The 19,513-nt window shown below is 75.3% G+C and carries 19 protein-coding genes; 12 read left to right on the forward strand and 7 right to left on the reverse strand.

The genetic code is table 11. From position 1 onward, the window contains the following. The first annotated feature begins 204 nt into the window (after nucleotides 1-204). The gene (locus QK440_RS30140) at nucleotides 205-495 is read left to right on the forward strand and encodes a hypothetical protein (protein WP_282796400.1); all 291 of its coding nucleotides are present in this window, start codon (nucleotides 205-207) and stop codon (nucleotides 493-495) included. Nucleotides 496-615: 120 nt separating this feature from the next. On the opposite strand, the gene QK440_RS30145 is transcribed toward QK440_RS30140, so the two are convergent. Then, nucleotides 616-1,257, reverse strand: coding sequence for a carbonic anhydrase (locus QK440_RS30145; protein ID WP_282796401.1), 642 nt, complete (start codon nucleotides 1,255-1,257; stop codon nucleotides 616-618). A gap of 168 nt (nucleotides 1,258-1,425) precedes the next feature. Here QK440_RS30145 and QK440_RS30150 point away from each other — a divergent pair, with 168 nt between their 5' ends. Continuing rightward, nucleotides 1,426-2,340: a HipA family kinase gene (locus tag QK440_RS30150; RefSeq protein WP_282796402.1), complete on the forward strand. Its 915-nt coding sequence runs from the start codon at nucleotides 1,426-1,428 to the stop codon at nucleotides 2,338-2,340. Nucleotides 2,341-2,364: 24 nt separating this feature from the next. On the opposite strand, the gene aceB is transcribed toward QK440_RS30150, so the two are convergent. After that, a complete protein-coding gene (aceB, locus tag QK440_RS30155) occupies nucleotides 2,365-3,987 on the reverse strand; it encodes a malate synthase A (RefSeq protein ID WP_282796403.1) in 1,623 nt (540 codons plus the stop codon). 258 nt (nucleotides 3,988-4,245) lie between these two features. Beyond that, nucleotides 4,246-4,899 carry a nucleotidyltransferase family protein gene (locus QK440_RS30160; RefSeq protein WP_282796404.1) on the reverse strand — a complete coding sequence of 218 codons (654 nt, stop codon included), beginning with the start codon at nucleotides 4,897-4,899 and terminating at the stop codon, nucleotides 4,246-4,248. A 114-nt stretch (nucleotides 4,900-5,013) separates the two neighbouring features. Between QK440_RS30160 and QK440_RS30165 the strand changes: the two genes are divergently transcribed. Next, entirely contained in the window at nucleotides 5,014-5,325 is a 312-nt protein-coding gene (locus tag QK440_RS30165; RefSeq protein WP_282796405.1) for a DUF5955 family protein, read from the forward strand. A 227-nt stretch (nucleotides 5,326-5,552) separates the two neighbouring features. Here the strand turns inward: QK440_RS30165 and QK440_RS30170 are convergent, their stop codons facing one another. Further along, complete coding sequence (locus QK440_RS30170; protein WP_282796406.1) at nucleotides 5,553-7,031, reverse strand: PLP-dependent aminotransferase family protein; 1,479 nt, start codon at nucleotides 7,029-7,031, stop codon at nucleotides 5,553-5,555. Nucleotides 7,032-7,158: 127 nt separating this feature from the next. Here QK440_RS30170 and QK440_RS30175 point away from each other — a divergent pair, with 127 nt between their 5' ends. After that, a complete protein-coding gene (locus tag QK440_RS30175; RefSeq protein ID WP_282796407.1) occupies nucleotides 7,159-7,707 on the forward strand; it encodes a universal stress protein in 549 nt (182 codons plus the stop codon). 124 nt (nucleotides 7,708-7,831) lie between these two features. Here QK440_RS30175 and QK440_RS30180 read toward each other — a convergent pair whose 3' ends face one another. Then, nucleotides 7,832-8,644 carry an IclR family transcriptional regulator gene (locus QK440_RS30180; protein WP_282796408.1) on the reverse strand — a complete coding sequence of 271 codons (813 nt, stop codon included), beginning with the start codon at nucleotides 8,642-8,644 and terminating at the stop codon, nucleotides 7,832-7,834. Between the two features lie 360 nt (nucleotides 8,645-9,004). On the opposite strand from QK440_RS30180, the gene allB reads away from it, so the two are divergent. Together allB and alc are read left to right on the forward strand one after the other, a co-directional pair. Next, a complete protein-coding gene (allB, locus tag QK440_RS30185) occupies nucleotides 9,005-10,342 on the forward strand; it encodes an allantoinase AllB (protein WP_282796409.1) in 1,338 nt (445 codons plus the stop codon). Nucleotides 10,343-10,347: 5 nt separating this feature from the next. Then, complete coding sequence (gene alc / locus QK440_RS30190; protein ID WP_282796410.1) at nucleotides 10,348-11,460, forward strand: allantoicase; 1,113 nt, start codon at nucleotides 10,348-10,350, stop codon at nucleotides 11,458-11,460. 259 nt (nucleotides 11,461-11,719) lie between these two features. Here the strand turns inward: alc and QK440_RS30195 are convergent, their stop codons facing one another. Further along, nucleotides 11,720-12,460, reverse strand: coding sequence for an SDR family oxidoreductase (locus tag QK440_RS30195; RefSeq protein ID WP_282796411.1), 741 nt, complete (start codon nucleotides 12,458-12,460; stop codon nucleotides 11,720-11,722). Between the two features lie 317 nt (nucleotides 12,461-12,777). On the opposite strand from QK440_RS30195, the gene QK440_RS30200 reads away from it, so the two are divergent. After that, nucleotides 12,778-13,386: a dihydrofolate reductase family protein gene (locus QK440_RS30200; RefSeq protein WP_282796412.1), complete on the forward strand. Its 609-nt coding sequence runs from the start codon at nucleotides 12,778-12,780 to the stop codon at nucleotides 13,384-13,386. 164 nt (nucleotides 13,387-13,550) lie between these two features. Continuing rightward, nucleotides 13,551-13,982 (forward strand): ribonuclease, encoded by a 432-nt coding sequence (locus QK440_RS30205; RefSeq protein WP_282796413.1) that lies wholly within the window; start codon nucleotides 13,551-13,553, stop codon nucleotides 13,980-13,982. Between the two features lie 54 nt (nucleotides 13,983-14,036). Here the strand turns inward: QK440_RS30205 and QK440_RS30210 are convergent, their stop codons facing one another. Further along, nucleotides 14,037-14,246: a hypothetical protein gene (locus QK440_RS30210; RefSeq protein ID WP_282796414.1), complete on the reverse strand. Its 210-nt coding sequence runs from the start codon at nucleotides 14,244-14,246 to the stop codon at nucleotides 14,037-14,039. Between the two features lie 323 nt (nucleotides 14,247-14,569). On the opposite strand from QK440_RS30210, the gene QK440_RS30215 reads away from it, so the two are divergent. The 4 genes from QK440_RS30215 to QK440_RS30230 all read left to right on the forward strand — a co-directional run bounded on the left by QK440_RS30215 (nucleotide 14,570) and on the right by QK440_RS30230 (nucleotide 19,116). Beyond that, the gene (locus QK440_RS30215; protein ID WP_282796431.1) at nucleotides 14,570-15,766 is read left to right on the forward strand and encodes a histidine kinase; all 1,197 of its coding nucleotides are present in this window, start codon (nucleotides 14,570-14,572) and stop codon (nucleotides 15,764-15,766) included. A 130-nt stretch (nucleotides 15,767-15,896) separates the two neighbouring features. Continuing rightward, complete coding sequence (locus QK440_RS30220) at nucleotides 15,897-17,180, forward strand: hypothetical protein (RefSeq protein ID WP_282796415.1); 1,284 nt, start codon at nucleotides 15,897-15,899, stop codon at nucleotides 17,178-17,180. After that, on the forward strand, nucleotides 17,177-18,394 hold the full coding sequence (locus QK440_RS30225; protein ID WP_282796416.1) for a hypothetical protein: 1,218 nt from the start codon (nucleotides 17,177-17,179) through the stop codon (nucleotides 18,392-18,394). The genes QK440_RS30220 and QK440_RS30225 overlap by 4 nt, the downstream gene beginning before the upstream one ends. Before the next feature lie 53 nt (nucleotides 18,395-18,447). Further along, entirely contained in the window at nucleotides 18,448-19,116 is a 669-nt protein-coding gene (locus tag QK440_RS30230; RefSeq protein ID WP_282796417.1) for a response regulator transcription factor, read from the forward strand. The last annotated feature ends 397 nt before the right edge of the window (nucleotides 19,117-19,513 follow it).

Here is a 19,513-nt window from a genome sequence, read left to right on the forward strand (position 1 = left end):
CCCCCGCCCCCCCCCCCCCGCGTGTGGCCGCCCCCCCCCCCCGCCCCCCCCCCCCCCCCCCCCCCCCCCCCCCCCCCCCCCCCCCCCCCCCCCCCCCCCCCCCCCCCCCGGCTTCGGTCCGGCGTCCGGCCCGCGGCGGGGGAATGAAGGCCTTCGGAGCGGGGCACCCGCACGGTGCCGCACAGGCCCGAAAAGGGGGGCACCGTGTCACCGATCTCATCTCGTGACGCTCTGGTCATCACGGCCGGGGCCGCCGCAGGAGCCGCGCTGGCCACGCGCTGGGTGCAGCACCGCGCTCTGCGCCACCGCCGGGACCCGGCGCGAGGCGCCGGCCCGGACGCGGTGGAGCGGCTGCACCTGGCCTTCCGTGACCCCACCGCCCGCGCCGCCCGCCCCAAAGAGGTACTGCGGCAATACCGGAGCGGGCTGTACCCGCTGTGGTTCGAGCCCTCCCCGGGGGCCGCGGCGAGCGGGCCGGAGCCCATGAGCGTCTGAGCCCACCGGAGCCGGGCCGCCGCCGAGGGGGCCCGCCGGACCGGTCGCCCGCCGCCCGCACCCTGCACATGAGCGGGTGCGGGCACCGTACGGCGGTCCCCCCCCAGGCCTGACCAGGCGTCAGGAGGCGGTCGGCAACGCCGTCTCCAGGCCGCGGGACGCCACGAGCTGCGCGCTGCCGTCGGCCAGGCGGTAGCACAGGCCCACCACGGCGGTCTGGCCGGCGGCGACCTTCTCGGCGAGCACCCGGGAGCGGTCCAGCAGCAGGTCGACGGTGTTCCTGACGTGTTCGGCGAGGATCTCCTGCGGCTCGACCCGCCCGGCTGCCCGGGCCGCCAGCACGCTGGGGGTCACCCGTTCCACGACGTCCCGGACGTACCCGCCCGGGCTCACGCCGTCCTCCAGGGCGGCGCACGCGGCACCCACCGCGCCGCACGAGTCGTGGCCGAGCACCACGACCAGCGGGCAGCCCAGCACGTCCACCCCGTACTCGACACTGCCGAGTACTTCCGGACCCGTGACGTGGCCCGCGGTGCGTACGACGAACAGGTCGCCCAGACCGCGGTCGAAGATGATCTCGGCGGCCAGCCGGGAGTCGGAACAGCCGAACAGCACGGCGAAGGGCTGCTGACCCGGTGTGATCTCGGCGCGGCGGGCGGCGTCCTGGTTGGGGTGCTCGGGGGCGCCCGCGACGAAGCGCTGGTTACCGGCCAGCAGCAGCTCGAAGGCGGCACGGGGCGTCGGTGTCTGCATATCGGTCATGGCAGCAGCCTAGAGACAAGGCCGGCCGGGGCCGAGGAGGGCCGCCTGCCCGGCGTCGGCACGGGGCGGGCGCCCGCCCCGGCTGTGACGCCTGGTTACTATGCTCACTTCGTGCCGGAGGCGGGGGACCGGACGGAGACCGGAGGCGGAAGCAAGGGGCCTGGGAACATGTTGAGAGAGGTCACCGCGACCCGCTATGTCGAGCCGCTGCACTCCGGGGGCTCCGTGCCGGGAGTCGTCGAGGCCGATGACCTCGGGACGTACGTGCTGAAGTTCACGGGTTCCGCCCAGGGCCGCAAGGCGCTGGTCGCCGAGGTCGTCGTGGGCGAGCTGGCCCGGCGCCTCGGCCTGCGCGTGCCCGAGCTGGTCCTCGCGCACTTCGACCCGGCCGTCGGCGCGCACGAGCCGCACCAGGAGGTCCAGGACCTGCTGCGCCGCAGCGCGGGCCTGAACCTGGGCATGGACTACCTCCCCGGCGCGCGCGACGTCACCCCCGACACCGAGCTGGACGTGGACCCCGTGGAGGCCGGCGAGGTCGTCTGGTTCGACGCGCTGACCGCGAACGTCGACCGCACCGTGCACAGCTCGAACCTCATGGTGTGGCCCACCTTCGGCGTCCAGGAGCCGAAGCTGTGGCTCATCGACCACGGCGCCGCCCTGGTCTTCCACCACCGCTGGGACGCCACCTCCGTCCTCGACACCGCCGAGAAGGCCTACGACCTCCGCCGGCACGCCCTCGGCCGCTACGGCCCCGACGTGCGCGGGGCCGACGCGAAGCTCGCACCGCTCGTCACGGAGGACCTCCTGCGCGAGATCACCGCGGAGGTCCCCGACGCCTGGCTCGCCGACGAGCCCGGCTTCGGCGGCCCCGACGCACTGCGCGCCGCCTACGTCACGTACCTGACGGCCCGCGCCCGCGCCTCCGCCGCCTGGCTGCCCACCGACTTCCCCTCCCGCGCCGAGCTCGACGCCGAGACCGAGCGGCGCGCCCGCGCCACGGAGGCGGGCCGCCCCGCCTGGCTGAAGAAGGTCCCGAACCTGCACGGCAAGCCGGACCCGCGCCCGGCGAAGCGGTACCCGTGACGGGGGCGGGGCGGTCCGGCGGGCTCAGCCCAGCCGCTCGTACGCCGGCAGGGTGAGGAAGTCCGCGTAGTCCGCGTCCAGGGAGACCTGGAGGAGCAGGTCGTGGGCCTCCTGCCACGTGCCCGCGGCGAAGGCCTCCTCGCCGATCTCGGCGCGGATCGCGGCCAGTTCGGCGGCGGCGACCTCACGGGCGAGGTCGGCCGTGGCGGCCTGGCCGTTCTCGAAGACGACGCCCGCGTTGATCCACTGCCAGATCTGGGAGCGGGAGATCTCGGCGGTCGCCGCGTCCTCCATGAGGTTGAAGATGGCGACCGCGCCGAGGCCGCGCAGCCAGGCCTCGATGTAGCGGATGCCGACCTGCACCGCGTTGACCAGGCCGTCGTACGTGGGCTTCGCGTCCAGCGAGTCGATGGCGATCAGGTCGCCCGCGGCGACGCTCACGTCCTCGCGCAGCCGGTCCTTCTGGTGCGGCTTGTCGCCGAGGACCTTGTCGAAGGACTCCATGGCGAGGGGCACGAGGTCGGGGTGGGCGACCCAGGAGCCGTCGAAGCCGTCCCCGGCCTCCCGGTCCTTGTCGTTCTTGACCTTCTCGAAGGCGACCTTGTTGACCTCGGCGTCCTTGCGGGACGGGATGAACGCCGCCATGCCGCCGATGGCGTGCGCGCCGCGCTTGTGGCAGGTGCGCACGAGCAGTTCGGTGTAGGCGCGCATGAACGGGGCGGTCATCGTCACGGCGTTGCGGTCCGGCAGCACGAACTTCTGCCCGCCGTCGCGGAAGTTCTTGACGACGGAGAAGAGGTAGTCCCAGCGCCCCGCGTTCAGGCCGGAGGCGTGGTCGCGCAGCTCGTAGAGGATCTCCTCCATCTCGTACGCGGCGGTGATCGTCTCGATGAGGACGGTGGCGCGGACGGAGCCCTGCGGGACGCCCACGTGGTCCTGCGCGAAGACGAAGATCTCGTTCCAGAGGCGGGCCTCCAGGTGCGACTCCGTCTTCGGCAGGTAGAAGTACGGGCCCTTGCCGAGGTCGAGCAGGCGCCGGGCGTTGTGGAAGAAGTACAGGCCGAAGTCGACGAGCGCGCCGGGCACGGGGCGGCCTTCGGCGTCCGCCAGGTGCCGCTCGTCCAGGTGCCAGCCGCGCGGCCGCATCACGACCGTGGCCAGCTCCTCGGGGGCCTTCAGGGCGTACGACTTGCCGGTGCGGGCGTCCGTGAAGTCGATGCGGCGCTCGTAGGCGTCGATGAGGTTGAGCTGGCCGAGAACCACGTTCTCCCAGGTGGGGGCGGAGGCGTCCTCGAAGTCGGCGAGCCAGACCTTCGCGCCGGAGTTGAGCGCGTTGATGGTCATCTTGCGGTCGGTGGGGCCGGTGATCTCCACGCGCCGGTCGTTCAGGGCGGCGGGGGCGGGCGCCACCGTCCAGGAGTCGTCGGCGCGGATCGCGGCGGTCTCCGGCAGGAAGTCCAGGCTGGAGGTGCGGGCTATCTCGGCGCGGCGCTCCGCGCGGCGGGCGAGGAGCTCGTCACGGCGTGGCGTGAACCGCCGGTGCAGCTCGGCCACGAAGGCGAGGGCCGCGTCGGTGAGGACCTCCTCCTGCCGGGGCAGGGGCTCGGCGTCGACGATGGCCAGCGGGGACGGCGCTGGTGCGGACATGAGCTGTCACTTCCTTCAGCGAGCGGGCGGCCCCGCGGCACGGCACTGAGTGCCGTGGCGCCGGAAAACGGCTGCGGGCGCCGTCTGGGGTGTCGGGCGCTTCTGAGCAGTGGATACTAGTTTCCTCATGGTGGAAGTTCAATGTTTTGTTGATGTCGAGATTCTCTTCGTCGACACAACGCGGCTCCGAGTGCCACCGCCGTCACTCCCAGTGGAACAGGGCGCCGCCGCGGTGGCCAGGGTGCCGCCGCGCGCGGCTCACTCCAGCCGCTCCAGGTCCGGCACCGTGTCGATGTCGTACGGCTCGGCGACGTCCCCGCACTCCACGAGCGTGACCGCGCCCGCGTGCTCCCGCAGATAGGCGCGGGCCCCCTGGTCCCCCGTGGCGGCCGCCGCGACGCCGTCCCAGTGGTCCGCCCCGAACAGCACCGGATGGCCGCGCTCGCCGTCGTACGCGGCGGCGGCCAGCGAGGCGGGGGAGCGGTACGCGGCGAGCAGCCGGGCCACGGCGGGCGCGCCGACGCCCGGCTGGTCGACGAGGGTGACCAGGGCGGCCCGCGCGCCGGTCCCCACCAGCGAGGCGAGCCCGGCGCGCAGCGAACCGCCCATGCCCTCCCGCCAGCCCGGGTTGTCCACGAGGACGCACCCCGGCAGCGCGGCCTGTTCCCGTACGACGTCGGCGGTGGCCCCGAGCACGATGTGCACGCGCGCGCAGCCGCCCTCGCGCAGGGCCCGCGCGGCCCGCTCCACGAACAGCTCCCCGCGGTGTTCGAGCAGCGCCTTCGGGCACCCGCCGAGGCGCCGCCCGCCGCCCGCGGCGAGCAGCAGCCCGGCGACCTCGCCGGGGGCGGCGGAGGCGGCTGGGGAGGCGTCCGGGGCCGTGGCGGGGCGCGGCGGAAAGGATTCAGTCATGACCCTTGCTTACCGCATGGCTTCTGGGGACCCTGTTCCGGCCGGGCATGGCCGAAAGGTGCGGCTGCCGCACGACGTGGTGCGAGGACGAGGGGGAGAGCTGTGTTGCGGAGCATGGGACGGAGCATGGGGCACAGGGCGGTGCCGGACGGGTACGAGGATCCGCGGGTCACGGAGCTGCGGGCGGCGGTGTCCCGCTTACGGCGCGAACTCGCCGCCCACCCCGGGGAGTTCCCCGACCGCGCGATCGCCGAGGACGAGCTGGCGGCGCTCGCCGCGATGGCGGCGACGGGCGCGCCCGAGCCGCGGCGGCTGCGGCGGTCGCTGTTACTGGTGGCGGGGTCGATCGGCTCGGTGAGTGCGCTGGGGCTGGCGCTGGCCGAGGTGAGGGGGGCGGTGGAGGCCTTCCGCGGCACCTGGGGCTGAGCCCTTTCATCGGCCTCCGGCCTCGTCCTCAAACGCCGGACGGGCTGGAACTTTCCGCGGGGCGCGGCTGAGATCCGCAGCAGCAGGGGCCGGGGTAGAGATTTTCAGCCCGTCCGGCGTTTGAGGACGAGCGCGGAGCGCGATTCCCGGGGGTCCAGGGGGCGGAGTTCCTTGGTTTCGGGAAGGGGCGGGCTTGGGGAGCCCCCGGCAGGGCCCCGCCCCCGCCGCTACGCCACCCAGTCGCCCGCCACGGGCGGGGCCCAGGGCCCCGCGAGGTCATCGGCCGCCGCCGCGGCGAGCCGCGCCACGGCCTCCTCCAGCCGCGCCGGCCCCACCGTGTACGGCAGCCGCAGCCGATGCTCGTGCGTCCCCGGATCCGCCCCGAACCGCCCCCCGCCCTCCACCCGCACCCCCCGCGCCAACGCGGCCCGCGCCAGCGCCGAGGCGACCGGCGCGCCCAGGTCCACCCAGAGCGAGAGCCCGCCGGGCGGCACCTGCCAGCGCCACTCCGGCAGCCGCCGCGCCAGCACCGCGGCGAGCGCCTCCCGCGAGGCCCGCAGCGCGGCGAGCCGCTGCCGCAGCACGCCGTCCACCCCCTCCAGCAGGTGCAGCGCGACGAGCTGCTCGATCACCGGGGTGGCCATGTCCGTGGGCACCCGCGCCATCGCCAGCTCCGTGATCAGCCGCGACCCGGCCCGCACCCAGCCGACGCGCAGCCCGCCCCAGTGCGACTTGCTCAACGACCCGACGGTGACGACCTGTTCGGCCACGCCGTGCGGGGCCAGCGACGCGAAGGGCGCGGGCGGCTCCACGTCCAGGGCGATGTCCGCGATGGTCTCGTCGACGAGCAGCCAGGTGCCCGTCGCCCGGGCGGCCTCCAGGATCCGTACCCGCTGCTCCCGCGCCATCAGCGCGCCCGTCGGGTTCTGGAAGTCCGGTACGAGGTAGGCGAGGCGGGGCGCCGCCTGCCGCAGCGTGGACTCCACCAGGGCCGTGTCCCAGCCCGCGTCGGTGACCGGCACGGGGGCCGCGCGCAGGCCCGCGCGGCGAATCGCGTCGAGCGCGTTCGGGTACGAGGGGTTCTCGACGAGCACGCGGTCGCCGGGGCGGCCGAGCAGGGAGAGCGTCAGGGACAGCGCGTGCTGGGCACCGGTGGTGATCAGGACCTGGTCCGGCAGCGTCGGCAGGCCGCGGCGCGTGAAGCGCTCGGCGACCGCCGCCCGCAACTCCGGGAGCCCGTACGGGTGGTAGCCCGCGGTGGGCGCGTGGAGCGGCAGCCGCGCGGCCGCCGCCGCGAGCGCCGCGCCCAGCTCGGCCTCGGGCGCGGCCGGCGCCGCGACGGCCAGGTCGATGACGTCGCCGCCGCCGTCCTCGACGGCGAACGCCGCCACGTTCGCGGGGTGGCGGCCCTCCGGCAGCTCCGTCCACGTGCTCGCCCCGCGCCGGCTGCGCGCGAACCCGCTGTCGCGCAGCAGGTCGTACGCCGCGGTGACCGTGGCCCGACTGACACCCAGTGCCGCGGCCAGCTCGCGCTCGGCGGGCAGCCGCGTGTGCAGGGGGACGCGGCCGTCGAGCAGCAGCGTCCGGATCGCCTGGGCGAGCGCGCGGTAGCCCGGCCGCCGCCCGGCCGTGTCGGTCACCAGGCCCGCCAGCCGGGTCCCCCCGAGCCGCCGGTCCACGGAGGGGACCACCCGCGCGTCAGCCATACCAGATCCTCTCGATTGGCCCTGCTGTCCAGGCCAATCAGCGTACACACTCGCGATCACCGGCCGCTTCGGCCGGTACTCCGGCCCGGAAGTGGCCGGGAAAGCGGACCAGGAGGGGTGTGACGGCATGCACGGCATGGAGGGCGTGAGCGGGGCGGGACTGGCCGGGGGCGGGCGCGTGGTGGTCGGTGTCGGCGGCACCTCACCGACGGCCGTCGCGGCGCTGCGGGCCGCCGCGCGCGAGGCGCTGCGCAGCGGGCGGCGGCTGGTCGCGGTCCTCGCGTGGGAGCCGCCGGAGGGGGAGGCCCTGTACCTGCGGCGCCCGGACCCCGCCTGGGCGGAGTACTGGCGGGCGGCGGCGCGGGACCGCCTTGCCGCGGCCTTCGACGAGGCCTTCGGCGGGGCGCCGCCGGGGGTGGACGTGGAGCGGTGCGTGGTGCGGGACCGGACCGGGCGGGCGCTGTGCCGGGTGGCGTCCGGGCCGGGGGACCTGGTGGTCCTGGGGGCGCGGGCGGGACGGCGGCGGGGGCGGGTCCGGCGGTACGTCGACGCCCGCGCGCGGTGCCCGGTGCTGATCGTGCCCGTGCCGCCGGTGCCGCGGGGCGTGCGGCGGGCCCTGCGGCGGGCGACGGTGGCGGACTTCGCGGTGCGCCCCAGTCCCACCCCGCTCCCGTGACCAGGGGCTGCCGCCCCCTGGAGCCCGCTTGACCGGCCTTCGGCCTCGTCCTCGGACGCCGGACGGGCTGAAAGCCACCGGGCTGCGGACCCTCAGGCCCGAACGCCGGACCGGCTGCAGATCCTCAGGACGACGGCGCCGACGTGGCCAGGGCCGTCGAGAGTTCCGAGGCCACCTGCTGGAGCACGGGGACGATGCGCCGGGTGGCCTCGTCGGTGACGCGGCCGGCGGGGCCGGAGATGGAGATGGCGGCCGCGGTGGGGGAGTCGGGCACGGAGACGGCCAGGCAGCGCACGCCGATCTCCTGTTCGTTGTCGTCCACCGCGTACCCGGCCCGGCGCACCTCGTCGAGCGCGTCGAGAAAACCCTCCGGCGTGGTGATGGTCTTCTCCGTGGCGGCGGGCATGCCGGTGCGGGCGAGCAGGGCGCGCACCTCCTCGGGCGGCGTGTGCGCGAGGAGCGCCTTGCCCACGCCCGTGGAGTGCGGCAGCACGCGCCGCCCCACCTCGGTGAACATCCGCATCGAGTGCTTGGACGGCACCTGCGCCACGTACACCACCTCGTCGCCGTCGAGCAGCGCCATGTTCGCGGTCTCGCCGGTCTCCTCGACCAGCCGCGCCAGGTAGGGCCGCGCCCAGGTGCCGAGCAGCCGGGACGCCGACTCGCCGAGGCGGATCAGGCGGGGCCCGAGCGCGTACCGCCGGTTGGCCTGCTGGCGGACGTAGCCGCAGGCGACGAGCGTGCGCATCAGCCGGTGGATCGTCGGCAGCGGGAGCCCGCTGCTCGCGGACAGCTCGCTGAGCCCGACCTCGCCGCCGGCGTCCGCCATCCGTTCGAGCAGGTCGAAGGCGCGCTCGAGGGACTGGACGCCGCCGCTCGCGGGCGCGGCGGTGGAGGTCTTCGCGGCGTCGGTGGTGCTGGCGCTGGACGTCGGCACGGCGCGTTCCTTTCGACTGGCAGGCGGTAGGCAGCCTACCCGGCGCCGGTGCCGGCCCACCCGGTGCGGGCGGGGCGTCCGTGCCGGTCAGTGGGTGTTTGTCCGGTCTCCCGCGGGGCGCTCCGGCGCTTCTTGACGGTCCGTGTCGTACGTAGCTACGTTCTGGTTCGCGGAATTGTATTTCCACCTTGTGGAAACGTATAGACCCTTGACGGGGCCGGTGGGCGCGTGAAGACTCCTTCAACAGATCGTTGAATTCCGCTGGCCGGACGGCCGGGGGCAGGCGCGACCGGCGCGGCGGGCCGCCGCGCGGCGCGCGCCACGGGTCCGCCACGGGTGAACAGGAAGAGAGGGGTCGCGGTGTCCGACGTCGAACTGGTGCTGCGCTCGACGCGCGTCATCACCCCCGAGGGGGAGCGCCCCGCGTCCGTCGCCGTCGGCGGCGGCACGATCGTGGCGGTACGCCCGCACGACGCGCCCGTGGAGCCCGGCGCCCGGGTCGAGGACGTCGGCGACCACGCCCTGCTGCCGGGCCTCGTCGACACGCACGTCCACGTCAACGACCCCGGCCGCACCGAGTGGGAGGGCTTCTGGACGGCGACGCGCGCCGCCGCCGCGGGCGGCATCACGACGCTGGTCGACATGCCGCTCAACTCGCTGCCGCCCACCACGACCGTGGCCCACCTGCGCACGAAGCAGGACGTGGCCCGGTCCAAGGCCCACATCGACGTCGGCTTCTGGGGCGGCGCCCTGCCCGACAACGTCAAGGACCTGCGGCCCCTGCACGACGCGGGCGTCTACGGCTTCAAGTGCTTCCTCTCGCCCTCCGGCGTCGAGGAGTTCCCGGAGCTGGACCAGGAGCAACTCGCCGCGTCCATGGGGGAGATCGCCGGTTTCGGCGGGCTGCTCATCGTGCACGCCGAGGACCCGCGCGAGCTGGCCGCCGCGCCCGCGCGCGGCGGCCCCAAGTACGCCGACTTTCTGGCGACGCGCCCCCGCGTCTCGGAGGACACCGCCATCGAGGGCCTCATCGCCCTGGCCCGGCGCATCGGCGCCCGCGTGCACGTGCTGCACCTGTCGTCGTCCGACGCGCTACCGCTGATCACCGCCGCCAAGCGCGACGGCGTACGGCTGACCGTCGAGACCTGCCCGCACTACCTCACGCTCACCGCCGAGGAAGTGCCCGACGGTGCCAGCGAGTTCAAGTGCTGCCCGCCGATCCGCGAGGCCGCCAACCAGGACCTGCTCTGGCAGGCGCTCGCCGACGGCACCATCGACTGCGTGGTCACCGACCACTCCCCGTCCACCGCCGACCTCAAGACGCCGGACTTCGCCACCGCCTGGGGCGGCATATCCGGCCTCCAGCTCAGCCTGCCCGCCGTGTGGACGGCGGCCCGGGCGCGCGGGCACGACCTCACGGACGTGGTGCGCTGGATGTCCGCGAACACCGCGGCCCTGGTCGGCCTCGACCGCAAGGGCGCCATCGCGCCCGGCCGCGACGCCGACTTCGCGGTCCTCGCGCCCGACGAGACCTTCACCGTGGACCCCGCCCGCCTCGAACACCGCAACCGCGTCACCGCGTACGCGGGCAGGACGCTGAGCGGCGTCGTCAAGTCCACCTGGCTGCGGGGCCGACGCATTGTGTCCGGGGGCGAGTTCACCGCCCCCTCGGGCCGACTCCTGGAAAGGAAGAACTGATCACCGTGACGGCGATACCCAGCTTCACCGGCGACGCGAGCCCCTACGGCGGCGGCGAGCCCTACGCCGACTACCGCACCGCCGACTTCCCCTTCACCCAGTACCCCAACCTCGCCGACCGGCAGCTCGGCGCCGGTGTCATCGCCGCCAACGACGAGTTCTTCGCCATGCGCGAGAACCTGCTCCTGCCCGGCGCCGCCGAGTTCGACCCCGAGCACTTCGGCCACAAGGGCAAGGTCATGGACGGCTGGGAGACCCGGCGCCGCCGCGGCGTGTCCGCCGAGGAGCCCTGGCCCACCGAGGACGACCACGACTGGGCCCTCGTCCGGCTCGGCGCGCCCGGCGTCGTCCACGGCGTCGTCGTCGACACCGCCCACTTCCGGGGCAACTACCCGCAGGCCGTGTCGGTCGAGGGCACGGCCGTCGACGGTTCGCCGACGCCGGAGGAACTGCTCGCCGACGACGTGAAGTGGACCGTCCTCGTGCCGCGCACGCCCGTCGGCGGGCACGCCGCGAACGGCTTCGCGGTCGACGTACCGCGGCGGTTCACGCACCTGCGGCTCAACCAGCACCCCGACGGGGGCATCGCCCGTCTGCGCGTGTACGGCGAGGTCGTCGCCGACCCCGCCTGGCTCACCGCGCTCGGCGCCTTCGACGTCGTCGCCCTGGAGAACGGCGGCCAGGTCGAGGACGCCTCCGACCGCTTCTACTCGCCCGCCACGAACACCATCCAGCCCGGCCGGTCGCGGAAGATGGACGACGGCTGGGAGACGCGGCGGCGGCGCGACCGCGGCCACGACTGGATCCGCTACCGCCTCGCCGGGCAGGCCTCCGTACGCGCCCTGGAGATCGACACCGCGTACCTGAAGGGGAACGCGGCGGGGTGGGCGTCGGTGTCCGTACGGGACGGGGCGGACGGGGAGTGGGTGGAGGCGCTGCCGCGCACCGGGCTCCAGCCCGACACGAACCACCGCTTCGTGCTGCCGGAGGCCGTCGTCGGCACCCACGCGCGCGTGGACATCTTCCCCGACGGGGGCATCTCCCGGCTCCGCCTGTACGGCGAGCTGACCGCGCGCGGCGCGGATGCCCTGCGGGCCCGCCACCGCGAACTGGGCTAGGCCTCGCGGGGCGCCCCAGACCCGCCCCTTCCCGAAACCGGGGGCTGCCGCCCCCGGGCCCCCGCCCTTTTCGTCTGGGGCTTCGCCCCTTTCCCCCGTCGTTGGCGCTCCGCGCCTCGTCCTCAAACGCCGGACGGGCTGGAATGCCCCTGTCTCGCCGTCGTCGGCCGACGACGGCGCCCGGCGGAGGCATTCAGCCCGTCCGGCGTTTGAGGACGAGGCCGAAGGCCGATGGACGGCGCGGGGCGCCCGCGCCGGGCTACGCCGCGTGGCCGCCGTCGACGGCCAGTTCCGCGCCCGTCACGTACGCCGCCTCGTCCCCGACGAGGTACGCCACCAGGGACGCCACCTCCGCGGGGCTGCCGTAGCGGCCCAGGGCGGTGCCGGCCGCCTGGGCCGCGGCGTACGGCCCGTCGGCCGGGTTCATGTCGGTGTCGACGGGCCCGGGGTGCACGAGGTTCGCCGTGACACCCCGCTCACCCAGCTCTCGCGCCAGCGCCTTGGTGAGCCCGATCAGCGCCGCCTTGCTGGTGGCGTACAGCGCCCCGCCCGGCCCCGGCACCCGCTTCGCCATGCAGCTCCCGACGGACACGATGCGCCCGCCGCGCGCCATGCGCGCGGCCGCCGCCTGGGAGGCGAGGAACACCGCGCGGACGTTCACGTCAAGGACCCGGTCCACGTCGGCGAGGGTGACGGACTCCAGCGGGCCGACCGCCCCGACGCCCGCGTTGTTGACCAGGATGTCCAGGCGCCCGAGGTCGTCCGCCGCCCGCTCGACGGCGCCCGCGGCGTCCCCGGCGTCCGCCGCGTCGGCCCGGATCGCGAACCCGCGCCGCCCGGCGGCCTCGACCTTGGCGACGACCTCGCGGGCCGCCTCCTCGCCCTGGACGTAGGTGATCGCGACGTCGGCGCCGTCCTGGGCGAGGCGCAGCGCGATCGCTGCGCCGATGCCCCGGCTGCCGCCGGTGACCAGGGCCGTCCTGCCGGTGAGTGAAGACATGTCAGTACCGCTTTCGTTCGGTCAGCAAGGGTTGTCGGTGATGCGCCGGGCGCGTCGGCTCCCGCCGCCGCGCCCGCCCTTCTCTCCCGACGTCCCCCATCGAAGCCGGGCCCGCGCTCCCGGGCTGGCGGGAAACGGACGGTGATCTCCGGCGGCGGACACCGGCCCCGGGGCGGCACCGGCGCACGGCGATGAGTTCCCGGCGTCGCGGCGGTCTGCACAGGTGACGGAACGCGGACGGCGCCCGGCGGCGCGGCCGGGACGGCGCGGCGCGGACGCCCGGCGCGGAAGCAGGCCCGACGGAGAAGGCGGTCGCCATGAAGATCACGCTCACGCAGTTCCAGACGCTCGACGGCGTCGTCCAGGCCCCGGGCGGCCCGGAGGAGGACACCAGCGGCGGCTTCGCGCACGGCGGCTGGTCCGTGCCGTACGCGGACGACGACTTCGGCCGCTTCGTCGACGAGGTCTTCGGCCGCGTCGACGCCTTCCTCCTGGGCCGGCGCACGTACGAGATCTTCGCGGGGTACTGGCCCAAGACGACCGACCCCGCCGACCCGGTCGCCTCCCGGCTCAACGCGCTGCCCAAGTACGTGGCCAGCCGCACCCTCACCACCGCCGACTGGGAGGGCACCCGGATCATCGGCCGGGACGACCTGATCGCGGACGTCACCGCGCTCAAGGCGCGCCCCGGCCGCGAACTGCAGGTGCACGGCAGCGCGGGCCTCGCGCGCGGGCTCCTCGCGCACGACCTGGTGGACACGCTGCACCTGCTGACGTTCCCGGTGGCCCTCGGCTCCGGCAAGCGCCTGTTCGCCGGGGGCGGCCTGCCGACGGCGTTCCGGCTCACCGGCTCGCGCACGACGTCCGAGGGCGTGGTCATCACCTCGTACGACCGCGAGGGGCGCCCTGTGTACGGGAGTTACTAGCGCGCCCCCTCCGGTGAGCGGGAGCTGACGTCGCGCGCCTCGCGTGAACCCCCGTGAGCCTCCCGTGAACGCCCGCCAACCCCCGTGAACTACAGGGAAATTCCTCGGGATGATCACAGGATTGTCATTGACACCTCAACCTCTACGCGCGTCACACTGGCCCCATGCGAATCCCCCCACGGATCACCCGGATCCTCAGTGCCTCCGCCCTCGCCGCCACGCTCCTCGTCGGCGGCGCCGCCACCGGCGTCGCGGGTGCCGCGCCCCAGGCGGCGCCCGCCGCCGGTCCGGCCGGGTTCTCCGCCGCCGCGGTCGGCGAGATCTGCTACTCGGCCCTGCCCGCGCAGGCGCACGACACGCTCAGGCTGATAGCGCGCGGCGGCCCCTTCCCGTACCCGAAGGACGGCACCGTCTTCCAGAACAGGGAAGGCGTCCTGCCCCGGCAGAGCAGCGGCTACTACCACGAGTACACCGTGAAGACCCCGGGCTCCCCGGACCGCGGTGCCCGGCGCATCGTCACCGGCGAGCGCCACCAGGAGGACTACTACACCGCCGACCACTACCGGTCGTTCGACCTGGTCGACCACGGCTGCTGACCGTCCGCCCGGGCTTCCGCCGACCGCCCGCCAGGGCTTCCGTCCGCCCGGGGCTCAGCTCCGCCGGCCGGTGCTCTCCGCCGCCGCGAACAGGGCGAGGGCGAGCACGACGAGCGCGATGCTCAGATAGAGCTCGTACTGGTCGGCGAAGGGCAGGTGCTGGACGACGCCCCAGCTGCGCAGCTTGCCGGTGAACTCGTGCACCAGGCCCGCGGCCCCCTGGATCAGCAGGACCGCGCCGATTCCTTCGAGTAGCTGTTTCATGACACCAGAGCCTCGCCCCGCGGACCCCCCTCGCACATCGGCCGCGGGGCGAGGCGCGTGCCGCCGCCCGGCCACCCCGCTCCGGCCCGGGCGCGTCCAAAGTCGCCCGGGGCCCCGACTTTCGTAGACGATCACGGTCGGCGGGCGGGGACGAGGCCCTGAGGTGCGTAGATTTGTCGATCGTGAACAACAGCGCCGACACGGAACCGGCGGCCGGCGCGGCGCGACCGGCCACCGACGCGGACCCCCCGGCCGCGGCAGGACCCCTGGCCGCGGCGGGGCGCCCGGCCGCGGCGGAGCCCGTCGTCCGCAGTACGTGGTTCCTGCCCTCGGCCGTCGCCGCGGAGCTCGACCCCGACCGGCACGACGGCCGGGCGCGGCGCGTGCGGCGCACCGTGCGCGACTGGGTCGTCGACTTCGCCTTCTTCCTCGTCGCCGTCGCCATCGGCATGCTGATCGCGGACGGCGTCGGCAAGAACCCGAACCTGTCCGAGGACGTCAAGGCCGTCGACCAGCTCATCGGCGCCGCGTCCTGTGCCACCGTGTGGCTGCGCAGGCGCTGGCCGGTCGGCCTGGCCGTGGCGCTGCTGCTCATCGGCCCCGTGTCCGACTCCGCGGGCGGCGCGTCGCTCGTGTCGTTCTTCACGCTCGCCGTGCACCGGCCGTTCAAGTACACCGCCGCGATCGGCGCCCTGTCCCTGGTGTCGATCCCGCTGTTCTTCTGGATGCGGCCCGACCCCGGCACCCCGTACCTGGTGTCGGTCGTGCTGACCTCGACGGTCACCCTCACCGTGCTGGCCTGGGGCATGCTCGTGCGTTCCCGGCGCCAGCTCCTCATCGCCCTGCGCGACCGGGCCCGGCGCGCGGAGAACGAGGCGGCCCTCCGCGCCGAACAGGCCCAGCGCCTGGCGCGCGAGGCCATCGCCCGCGAGATGCACGACGTCCTCGCGCACCGCCTGACGCTGCTCAGCGTGCACGCGGGCGCCCTGGAGTTCCGGCCCGACGCGCCCCAGCAGGAGATCGCCCGCGCCGCCGGGGTCATCCGGGAGAGCGCGCACGAGGCACTGCAGGACCTGCGCCAGGTCATCGGCGTGCTGCGGGGCGGCGAGGCCGACGCCTCCGGGCAGCCCCAGCCCACGCTCGCGGCCCTGGACGGGCTCGTCGCCGAGTGCCGGGACGCGGGCATGCGCGTCGTCTGCGACCTGCGCGTGCCGGACCCCAAGGCCGTCCCCGCCGCGACCGGCCGCACCGCGTACCGCATCGCCCAGGAGGCCCTGACCAACGCGCGCAAGCACGCGCCGGGCGCCGAGGTCGCCGTCACCGTCACGGGCACCCCCGAGGAGGGCCTGACCGTGACCGTCCGCAACCCGCCGCCCCCGGGCGACGTCCCGCCCGTGCCCGGCTCCGGCCAGGGCCTCATCGGCCTCACCGAGCGCGCCTCCCTCGCGGGCGGACGGCTGACGCACGGCGCCGAACCGGACGGCGGCTTCCACGTCGACGCATGGCTGCCCTGGGCCTGACGCCCGCCCCCCACGCCCTGGCTCTTTGCGCCAGCACCCCCGGCGCGTTTGCGCCACCACCCCTGGGTACGATCGGCCGCCACCCACAACGAGCAGCGGAGAGGCGGACATGGTGACGGGGGGAAGCCCGGTGGACGGTACCGACCGTCCCCAGGAGGGCAAACGGTTCAGGAGCAGGTGGTTCGGGGGCAACCGGGTCATACGGGGCCGAGCGCTCCTCAGGACCCGGCGCGGCGCGGTCGCCACCGGCACCGCCGTGGCGCTGCTCGCGGGCGGCCTCGGCACCTGGGCCACGGACACCTGGCCCTTCGACAGCCGCGACCGCTACTGCTGGGGCGCCTGGGAGGAGGACAGCGGCCCGGCCGTCCTCGGCGACGAGGCCTTCGAGGGCGCGGACGGCCGCCGCCGTACGGCGACGGGCACCGCGCCCACCGCCGCGAAGCCGCGGGGACGCTGCGTCCTCGCCGTGCGCTCCACGCACACCTTCAGCGACGACCACAAAGGCACCCAGGACACCCGCGTCACGGTGACGTACGGACCGGCCCCCAAGCCGGCGGCCGACCGCGTCGCGTGGGCGGTGGAGTTCCTCGGCGGCCGCTCGGTGCCGCTGCCCGAAGGGCTGCCCGGAACCGTCAGCGGCTCCCACGGCCTGCTGGTCCTGCCCGAGCGCTGCGACACCCGCGACGGCCGGCCCACCGCCGTCACCCTGAAGGCCGAGGAGCGCACCCCGCGGGACGTCATCGGCAGCCCGGACCTCGGCGGCGCCGACGCGGCCGTCCAGCTCCTGCTGGCCGCCGCCGACCGGGGCATGCGGGCCGCGGGCTGCGCCCCGGCCGAGCCGCTGCGCGTCACCTCGCCGCTGCTCGCGCTGCCGGAGCGCGAGGACACCTCGCCGCCGTCCGCCGCCTGCCGCATCCCCGGCCTCGACGTCCGCGCCGGCCTCGGCAAGGAGGCGGCGCTGCGCGTACGCGACCAGGTCGGCGCCGTCACCGGCGGCCTCCAGGCCTGCTCCGTGCGGATCGGCCGGTCCCTGCGGCTCGGCGAACGCGAGGACACCCGGGTCTTCGACGCCCTCATGGTCCGCGAGCCCCGGCTCGCCGCGCTCCTGGACGGTGTGACAGGCACCCGGGCGCCCGCCCGCGGCTGGCGCGGCACCGGCGTCCTCGCCGACGGCCACCAGGTCGTACGGGCCCGGTGCGCGGGCCGCCCCACCACGTTCCTGATGGCCGGCTCGCCGGCGTACGAGACCCGGCGCCACTTCGTCACCTTCACCGACGCGGTGACCAGCCGCCTCGGCTGCGCGCCGGTCGCGCCGCGGGCCGGGGCCGCGGGGGCCGGGCCGTCCACCGCCGCATCCGCACCCGAACCCACCGCCGAACCCACCGCCGAATCCGCCGACGGGGAGAGCCGATGAGCGACGACGAGCCGACGACGACCGGCGGCTCCGCACGCGGCGGCGGCACGGGTACGGGCGCCACCGGCACCGGCGGTGACGTCGCCGCGGCCGACGTCGTGTCCGCGCCCCGCCGGCCCTGGTGGCACTGGCGTCAGCTCACCCGCGGCCGGCTGCGGCCCGCCGTCGCCGCCGCCCTCGCCGGGGCGCTGCTCGGCGGCACGGGCGTGGCCTGGCAGACGCGGACGGGCCCGTTCGCCGGGGAACGGGCCTGCTGGGGCGCCTTCGACGAGGGCGACGTGGCCGACCTGTTCCACGGCAAGCGGGACATCGAAGCCGCGGAGATACCCGTCACCACCAGCAGGTCCGGGTCCGAAGGACCGTCCGGGCGCTGCCAGTTGACGTCCCCGCGCGGCGCCCGGATCACCGCCCGGCTGCACCGGCTCGACGTACGGTTCGGCGGCGCGGGCGACACCTGGGCCGACGAGTACCTGTCCGCGCGGATGACGCCCCTGGGCGGCGGTGTCCTCGGCATGGTGTCGGACACGCGCGCGTGGCTGGCGGTCCCCGAGGGCTGCGTCGGCAGGCCGAGCGAGGACGAGGGCCCGCTCGTCGTCGACATGGAGACGGGCTGGACCTCCTACGACGACGAGGTCGACACCGGCGAACGCGCCCGGCTCGCCCGTGCCGTGGTCAAGCTCGCCAACGACTACATGCGGGACAAGGGCTGCACCCGCGCCCTCGCCGACCCGTCGGACCGGCTGGCCGCCCCCGCGCGGTTCCTCGACGAGAGGAAGGACGCCATCTGCGGTGTCAAGGGCCTGCGCCTGCACGGCGGACGCAAGGCCGACGGCTACCGCCACCCGCTGGTCACCCGCGGCGCGGCACCCGTCCGCACCTGCGACCGCGACGTCCTCTTCGGCCACCCGTCGCTGCGCCTGATGACGGTGGCGGACCCGCGGCTCGCCGCGCTGTACCGGGACCTGTCGTTCGACGGCGGCCGACGGCGCGTCACGGCCGTCGGCGACACCAAGGAGTACTCCCGCGGCCGCGGCTTCCTCCGCGACGACATGGCCCTCTACCAGGCCGAGTGCCAGACCGGCCAGGTCACGTTCCTGATCCGGGCCGACGACGGCGACCAGGCCGCCGACATCCGCGCGCTCCTGCCGCGGTACGTCGCCGCGGAGGCGGACCGCATGGGCTGCGGCCCCCTGCGCCTGAGGATGCCCGCGTGACCGGGCCGCGGCCCCGGCCGGGGGCGGAACCGGGGATCGTTACGGTAGGGCGCATGAAACCCATCAGGCTCCTGCTCGTCGACGACGACCCGCTGGTCCGCGCCGGACTCTCCTTCATGCTCGGCGGCGCCGACGACATCGAGATCGTGGGCGAGGCGGGGGACGGCAGCGAGGTCGCCGCGCTGGTCGGGGAGGTGCGGCCGGACGTCGTCCTGATGGACATCCGGATGCCGACGATGGACGGCCTCGCGGCCACCGAGGCCCTGCGCAGGCGCCCCGGCGCCCCCGAGGTCATCGTCCTCACCACGTTCCACGCCGACGAGCAGGTGCTGCGGGCGCTGCGCGCCGGGGCCGCCGGGTTCGTGCTCAAGGACACCGCGCCCGCGGAGATCGTCGCGGCGGTACGGGCCGTGGCCGCGGGGGAGCCCGTGCTCTCCCCGACCGTCACGCAGCAGCTCATCTCCCAGGTGACGGGCGGCGGCCCCCAACTCGACCGGCGCAGACGGGCCCTGAGCCGCCTGGACGCCCTCGGCGAGCGCGAGCGCGAGGTCGCCGTGGCGGTGGGCCGCGGCGCCTCCAACGCGGACATCGCCGCCGAGCTCTATCTGAGCGTGGCCACGGTCAAGGCGCACGTTTCGCGGGTGCTGACGAAGCTGGGGCTCAACAATCGGGTGCAGATCGCGCTCCTGGTTCACGACGCGGGTCTGCTCGACGAGGCCTGAGCGTGGGCCACCGCGCCCCGCGGCCCTTCCCCCACCCACCCGCCCTCCCCTCGGCCTCCGGCCTCGTCCTCAAACGCCGGACGGGCTGGAGCCGTCCCGCGTCCCGCCGTCGTCGGCTGCCGGTGCGCTTCCCCACCCACCCGCCCTTCCATCGGCCTGGCGGCCTCGTCCTCAAACGCCGGACGGGCTGGGAGTGTCCGGTGCGTGCCGTTGTCGGCTGACGGTGATTCACCGCTCCGCGGCGGATGCGGCCTGGGCGCCGTCGTCGGCCGGCGGGCAGTCGACGACGGCGAGTCGTGGAAAGTACCAGCCCGTCCGGCGTTTGAGGACGAGGCGCGGAGCGCTGATTGCGGGGGAGAGGGGCGGAGCCCCAGACGAAGAGGGCGGGGGTCCGGGG

Source organism: Streptomyces sp. CC224B (genome assembly GCF_030010595.1).
GTDB lineage: Bacteria > Actinomycetota > Actinomycetes > Streptomycetales > Streptomycetaceae > Streptomyces > Streptomyces longispororuber.

Coding starts and splice junctions, on each gene's coding strand:
- QK440_RS30210 (WP_282796414.1), bottom strand. CDS start 14,246: ATGAAACAGCTACTCGAAGGAATCGGCGCGGTCCTGCTGATCCAGGGG.
- QK440_RS30205 (WP_282796413.1), top strand. CDS start 13,551: ATGCGAATCCCCCCACGGATCACCCGGATCCTCAGTGCCTCCGCCCTC.
- QK440_RS30160 (WP_282796404.1), bottom strand. CDS start 4,899: ATGACTGAATCCTTTCCGCCGCGCCCCGCCACGGCCCCGGACGCCTCC.
- QK440_RS30200 (WP_282796412.1), top strand. CDS start 12,778: ATGAAGATCACGCTCACGCAGTTCCAGACGCTCGACGGCGTCGTCCAG.
- QK440_RS30145 (WP_282796401.1), bottom strand. CDS start 1,257: ATGACCGATATGCAGACACCGACGCCCCGTGCCGCCTTCGAGCTGCTG.
- QK440_RS30175 (WP_282796407.1), top strand. CDS start 7,159: ATGCACGGCATGGAGGGCGTGAGCGGGGCGGGACTGGCCGGGGGCGGG.
- QK440_RS30150 (WP_282796402.1), top strand. CDS start 1,426: ATGTTGAGAGAGGTCACCGCGACCCGCTATGTCGAGCCGCTGCACTCC.
- QK440_RS30230 (WP_282796417.1), top strand. CDS start 18,448: ATGAAACCCATCAGGCTCCTGCTCGTCGACGACGACCCGCTGGTCCGC.
- QK440_RS30225 (WP_282796416.1), top strand. CDS start 17,177: ATGAGCGACGACGAGCCGACGACGACCGGCGGCTCCGCACGCGGCGGC.
- QK440_RS30195 (WP_282796411.1), bottom strand. CDS start 12,460: ATGTCTTCACTCACCGGCAGGACGGCCCTGGTCACCGGCGGCAGCCGG.
- QK440_RS30165 (WP_282796405.1), top strand. CDS start 5,014: ATGGGACGGAGCATGGGGCACAGGGCGGTGCCGGACGGGTACGAGGAT.
- aceB (WP_282796403.1), bottom strand. CDS start 3,987: ATGTCCGCACCAGCGCCGTCCCCGCTGGCCATCGTCGACGCCGAGCCC.
- QK440_RS30170 (WP_282796406.1), bottom strand. CDS start 7,031: ATGGCTGACGCGCGGGTGGTCCCCTCCGTGGACCGGCGGCTCGGGGGG.